At 47.0% G+C, this 5,126-nt stretch carries 6 protein-coding genes and 1 pseudogene; all 7 read right to left on the reverse strand.

Annotated elements, in window-relative coordinates:
• Positions 1 to 490 (reverse strand): annotated as a pseudogene (gene pyrB / locus B3182_RS12850) (aspartate carbamoyltransferase catalytic subunit); the annotation flags it as partial.
• Positions 480 to 1,010, reverse strand: a complete 531-nt coding sequence (gene pyrR / locus B3182_RS12855; protein WP_292358550.1) for a bifunctional pyr operon transcriptional regulator/uracil phosphoribosyltransferase PyrR — start codon at positions 1,008 to 1,010, stop codon at positions 480 to 482. The pseudogene pyrB and the gene pyrR, both read right to left, overlap by 11 nt.
• Positions 1,007 to 1,426: a Holliday junction resolvase RuvX gene (gene ruvX / locus B3182_RS12860; RefSeq protein WP_292358548.1), complete on the reverse strand. Its 420-nt coding sequence runs from the start codon at positions 1,424 to 1,426 to the stop codon at positions 1,007 to 1,009. The genes pyrR and ruvX overlap by 4 nt, the downstream gene beginning before the upstream one ends.
• Entirely contained in the window at positions 1,423 to 1,980 is a 558-nt protein-coding gene (locus tag B3182_RS12865; RefSeq protein WP_292358546.1) for a YqgE/AlgH family protein, read from the reverse strand. Before B3182_RS12865 ends, ruvX begins: the two co-directional genes overlap by 4 nt.
• Before the next feature lie 3 nt (positions 1,981 to 1,983).
• Entirely contained in the window at positions 1,984 to 3,357 is a 1,374-nt protein-coding gene (gene trkA, locus B3182_RS12870) for a Trk system potassium transporter TrkA (RefSeq protein WP_292358544.1), read from the reverse strand.
• 9 nt (positions 3,358 to 3,366) lie between these two features.
• A complete protein-coding gene (locus B3182_RS12875) occupies positions 3,367 to 4,641 on the reverse strand; it encodes a sigma-54-dependent transcriptional regulator (protein ID WP_292358542.1) in 1,275 nt (424 codons plus the stop codon).
• Positions 4,642 to 4,643: 2 nt separating this feature from the next.
• On the reverse strand, positions 4,644 to 5,126 hold a 483-nt coding region (locus tag B3182_RS12880; protein ID WP_292753006.1), incomplete at its 5' end, for a sensor histidine kinase.

Here is a 5,126-nt window from a genome sequence, read left to right on the forward strand (position 1 = left end):
CAAAATCCTGTTTGTGGCGGCGGATGGTAAACATATCCAGCATGGCTTGGGTGGGGTGAGCATGGCAACCGTCGCCAGCATTAATTACGCTGACATGTGGCGCCACATGCTGTGCAATAAACTCGGCCGCACCACTTTGATTATGGCGAACCACAAACATATCAGTGTGCATGGCTTCAAGATTATGCAGGGTGTCAAGCAGGCTTTCGCCTTTGGAGGTGGCTGATGTGTTGATATTAAAATTCATCACATCGGCTGAAAGTCTTTTGGCGGCCAGTTCGAAAGTAGAACGGGTACGTGTACTGTTTTCAAAAAACAGATTGATAATGGTTTTGCCGCGTAACAGTGGTACTTTTTTTACCTGGCGGTGGCTGATTCCGGAGAACTGTTCAGCCCGATCCATAATTTCGGTTAATAAAGGGCGTTTCAGACCTTCAATGGTCAGAAAATGTCTTAGCTGGCCGCTCTCTGTCAGTTGGTTACTCGGCATTAAGTGCTCCAGCTGCACGGATCTCCAGTTGTAAGCCATCTTTATTGCGCAATTTCAGATGTTGATTACGCGGCAAAATGACGGAGGCGCCAACAATATCCGGGCGAATCGGTAATTCGCGGCCATTTCGCTCGATCAGCACCGCTAATGTGACACTCGCAGGGCGGCCATAATCAAAAATTTCATTCAGCGCCGCGCGGGTAGTGCGGCCACTGTAAAAAATATCATCCACCAGAACCAGATGACGATTATCGACTTCAAAAGGCAGATCGGATGGAGACACTTGGGGGTGCATGCCAATACGTGTGAAATCATCACGATAATAGGCAATATTCAATGTACCCAGCGGGGCATCAAAAAAGTCTTCTCCTAGAATGTTCTGCAATGCTTTTGCTACCCAGACCCCGCCGGTATGAATCCCCACCAGCAACGGGTCTTTATCCGCAAGTTCTTCGCGTATGGTTTCAGCCATCTCTTCGAGCAGGTTCTGAATTTCTGCTGATGTTTTGGGCATTGTCATTGTTGGTCCAGCCATGATTGAAGAATAATTTGAGCCGAGAGTTTATCGACATCACTACGTTTGTCGGTCTGCATTTTACTGCGTATTCCCATTTGGTCGAGCGCTTCGAATGTGGTTAAACGCTCATCCTGCCAGACCACTGGGATATTAAAACGATTGTTCATCCGATTGCCAAATTTTCTGGCAGCAGCAGTCATTAATTGTTCGGTGCCATCCATATTCAGCGGTAAGCCCACAACGATAAGTCCGGGCTGCCATTCAGCCACTATTTTAGCGATATCATCCCAATCTGGAATCCCGTCCCGAGCCGATAAAGCAGCGATGCCTCTGGCGGTATGGGTTAAATGATGTCCAACCGCGACACCTATACTCTTCATACCAAAGTCAAAGCCGAGAATATTTTTCTCGGTACTCATGCATGACCTGTTGTATTAGACATCAGATTAATATCAATGCCCAGTAATTTTGCTGCCGCCTGCCAGCGCTCTTCAGCAGGTGTTTCATAAAGCAGTTCCGGGGTTGCCTGAACAGTAAGCCAGCTGTTATCGGCTATTTCCTGTTCCAGTTGACCGGCTTCCCAGGCAGCATATCCCAGCGTCACAATCGAATGAGGTGGGCCATTCTCGGTGCCTAATGATTCCAGGATATCGCTGGAAGTGGTTAAAAATGTTTCATCAGTAATCTTCAGCGTGTTTTTCCACTTTTCACCACCATCATGCACTACCATGCCCTGATCTTTCTGTACTGGCCCGCCAAACAAAACGGCTGTTTTAATCGCCCATTCAGAATTGTTGGTAATCTGCAGATGATTAAGCAGTTCCTGCATCATGATTCGGGTTGGACGATTAATAATCAGCCCCATCGCGCCTTCTTCGTCGTGTTCACACAAATAAATTACCGAATGATAGAAAAAACTGTCTATCAGCGTGGGCATGGCGATGAGAAAATGATGTTTAAGTGAGTAAGACATAAATTAAAAGAAAGTGAATCCTACCTGGAATAAACGCTCTACCTCTTTGATATAACGTTTATTGGTTAAAAACAGAATCACATGATCTTCTGCTTCAACCAAGGTATTGCGATGCGCAATAATCACTTCCTCCCCACGAACAATTGCCCCGATAGAAGTGCCTGGTGGCAAGTCAATTTCATCAATGCGTCGTCCCACCACCATCGATGAGCTTTTATCGCCATGAGCAATGGCCTCCAAAGCTTCAGCAGCCCCACGACGCAATGAATGCACCGCCACAATATCACCACGACGAATATGCGCCAGCAAACTGCCGATAGTGGCTTGTTGCGGGGACAGGGCGATATCGATGGTACCGCTTTCTACCAGATCCACATAAGCAGCACGATTAATCAGCGACAGCACTTTGCGAGCCCCCAGACGCTTGGCCAGCATGGCTGAAAGGATATTCGCCTCGTCATCATTGGTCAGGGCACAGAACAAATCCACATTGTCGATTTCTTCTTCGCGGAGCAATTCTTCATTGGCCACATCGCCAAGCAGAACGATACTTTTTGATAACTCTTCTGATAAATAATCGGCTCGGGCACTATTGGCTTCGATGATTTTGATTTGATAATCATGCTCCAGCGCTCGGGCCAATCTTATTCCGATATTGCCACCGCCGGCCAACATAATCCTTTTATAAGGTTTTTCCAGCCGCCGCAATTCAGCCATCACCGAGCGGATATCTTTGCTGGCTGCGATAAAAAAAACTTCATCATCTGCTTCGATAACCGTTTCAGCTTCCGGCAGAATAGCTTTACCATTACGAAAAATAGCGGCGACCCGGGTTTCGGTTTTGGGAATATGTTTACGTAATTCGCGTAGGGGATTACCCACTAATGGCCCGCCATGGAAAGCTCTCACCGCTACCAGCTGAACCAGTCCATCGGCAAAATCCAGCACCTGTAAGGCATTCGGGTGGCTGATTAATCTTTCAATATAATCAGTCACCAGTTGTTCAGGGCTGATTAATACATCAATGGCAATGGCTTCGTTACTGAATAATTCAGGTTTGGTGAGGTATTCCGGCGTACGGATCCGGGCAATTTTGGTGGGTGTGTTATACAGCGTATGACAAATCTGGCAGGCCACCATATTGGTTTCGTCACTATTAGTGACTGCCAGCACCAAATCGGCATCTGCTGCACCAGCCCGTTCCAGCACATCAGGATGTGAGGCAAGTCCCTGTACCGTTCGAATATCGTAATGATCCTGAAGTTTATGAAGGCTATTGGCATCGGTATCGACCAGGGTAATGTCGTCATCTTCCCGAGCAAGGGTGGCAGCAACTGAAGCGCCAACCTGTCCGGCACCGAGGATCAGAATCTTCATTACAAACCCTTATACTTGTTTACTATCAATGCCTAGTGCTCGAAGTTTTCGGTAAAGATGGGTGCGTTCCATGCCAGCTAATTTAGCGGCTTTTCCCACATTGCCATCGGTTTCCTGCAGTTTTTGCAGCAGATATATTCGTTCAAACTGTTCGCGTGCTTCGCGTAAAGGCTGGTCAAAATTGATACCGGTGACATCATCCGCTTGAGGTGGCTGCTCTGACTGCAGTGCGGTTTCCACATCATCGACGTCAATATCATCGGAATCACCCAAAACCAGCAATCGCTGGATAACGTTTTTCAGTTCGAGCACATTGCCCGGCCAGGCATAATTGCGGAGACGATTTTGTGCGGCGACAGTAAAACGACGATAAGGCAGATCGGCCTGGGTGGTTTGCTGATCGACAAAAAAGTGTACCAGTTCGGGAATGTCCTCAACGTGATCACGTAAAGCAGGTAGTTGCAAAGTGATGGTATTGAGCTGATAAAACAAACCTTCACTGAAGTCGCCGCGGGCGATGAATTTATCAAGGCCCAACTGGGTAGCACAGATCAACTGACACTCTTTTAATCTGCCGCTTTCCAGTAAATGCTGCAGCAAGGCCTGAGCTTCATCACTGAGTAAGGCGACATCATTGATATACAGCGTATTGTTTTTGGCCAGTGAAATTAGTTTGTGACTGTCTGGTGGAAAACTTTCCGGACTAACCTCAATAAATTTGCCATTGTTGTACAGGCCCAGTCTATGCAGATAATAAGCAAAACAGTGTTTACCAGTACCGCCTTCGCCAATCAGCAGAATAGGCATTTCGTGTCCGGCAATGCGTTCAGCCTGTTCACGAAGCTGAGTCATTTTGGCACTTTTACCGACGGGTTCTAATGCAAACTCATGACGCTGGGCGGCCTGTTTTGCTCGATTTTCAATGGCTAATTCAACCGCACGAAGCAGTTTGGCCATGGATAATGGTTTTTCAATAAAATCGCTGGCACCTGAGCGGGTGGCTTCGACAGCGGTTTCAATGGTGCCATGCCCGGACATCATGACAATAGTGACGCCAGTGTTCTGTTGTTTGAATTCCTTAAGCAGTGTAATTCCGTCAACATCGGGCATCCAGATATCCAGCAAGACCAGTTGAGGCTGTTTCTGGGTAAAGACAAGACGCGCTTCTTCACCATTGCTTGCGGTGATTACCCGGTAGGCTTCGTCTTCAAGAATATCTTTAATGAGTTCACGAATATCGGGCTCATCATCGACAACTAAAATCAGTGGTTTTTCGTTGCTCACGCCTAGTCTTCCTCCAGTGGTAGCCGGATTATTATACCTGCTCCTTCGGGGTTAAGGTTTTCTGCCCAGACATCCCCGCCATGTTCTTCAATGATTTTTTTGACAATCGCCAGTCCCAGCCCGGTTCCTTTGGTTTTGGTGGTTGCATAAGGCTCAAACAATTTGTCCACCATGTTTTGTGGAAGCCCCGGTCCCTGATCATTGAAAGTGATTTCCAGCCATGGCATATGCTGCTGCACAATAATGTGGTAACTAATGGCTATATCTACAGGTTTACCGGCTTCTTCACTGGCTTCAATGGCATTTTTTAACAGATTATGAAATACCTGCCGCATGCGGTTTTTATCAAGTTTTATACGAATGTCTGTTGGACTGTTCAATAAAATAAATTGATGGTTGGAATGACTCTGGTAAAGGGTTAGTACTTCCCTTAGCAATTCACCAATTGACACCGTTTCAAACTGTAACCCCGGGCTGCGGGCATC

The sequence above is a fragment of the Methylophaga sp. UBA4204 genome (assembly GCF_002379485.1).
In the GTDB taxonomy this organism is placed as follows: domain Bacteria; phylum Pseudomonadota; class Gammaproteobacteria; order Nitrosococcales; family Methylophagaceae; genus Methylophaga.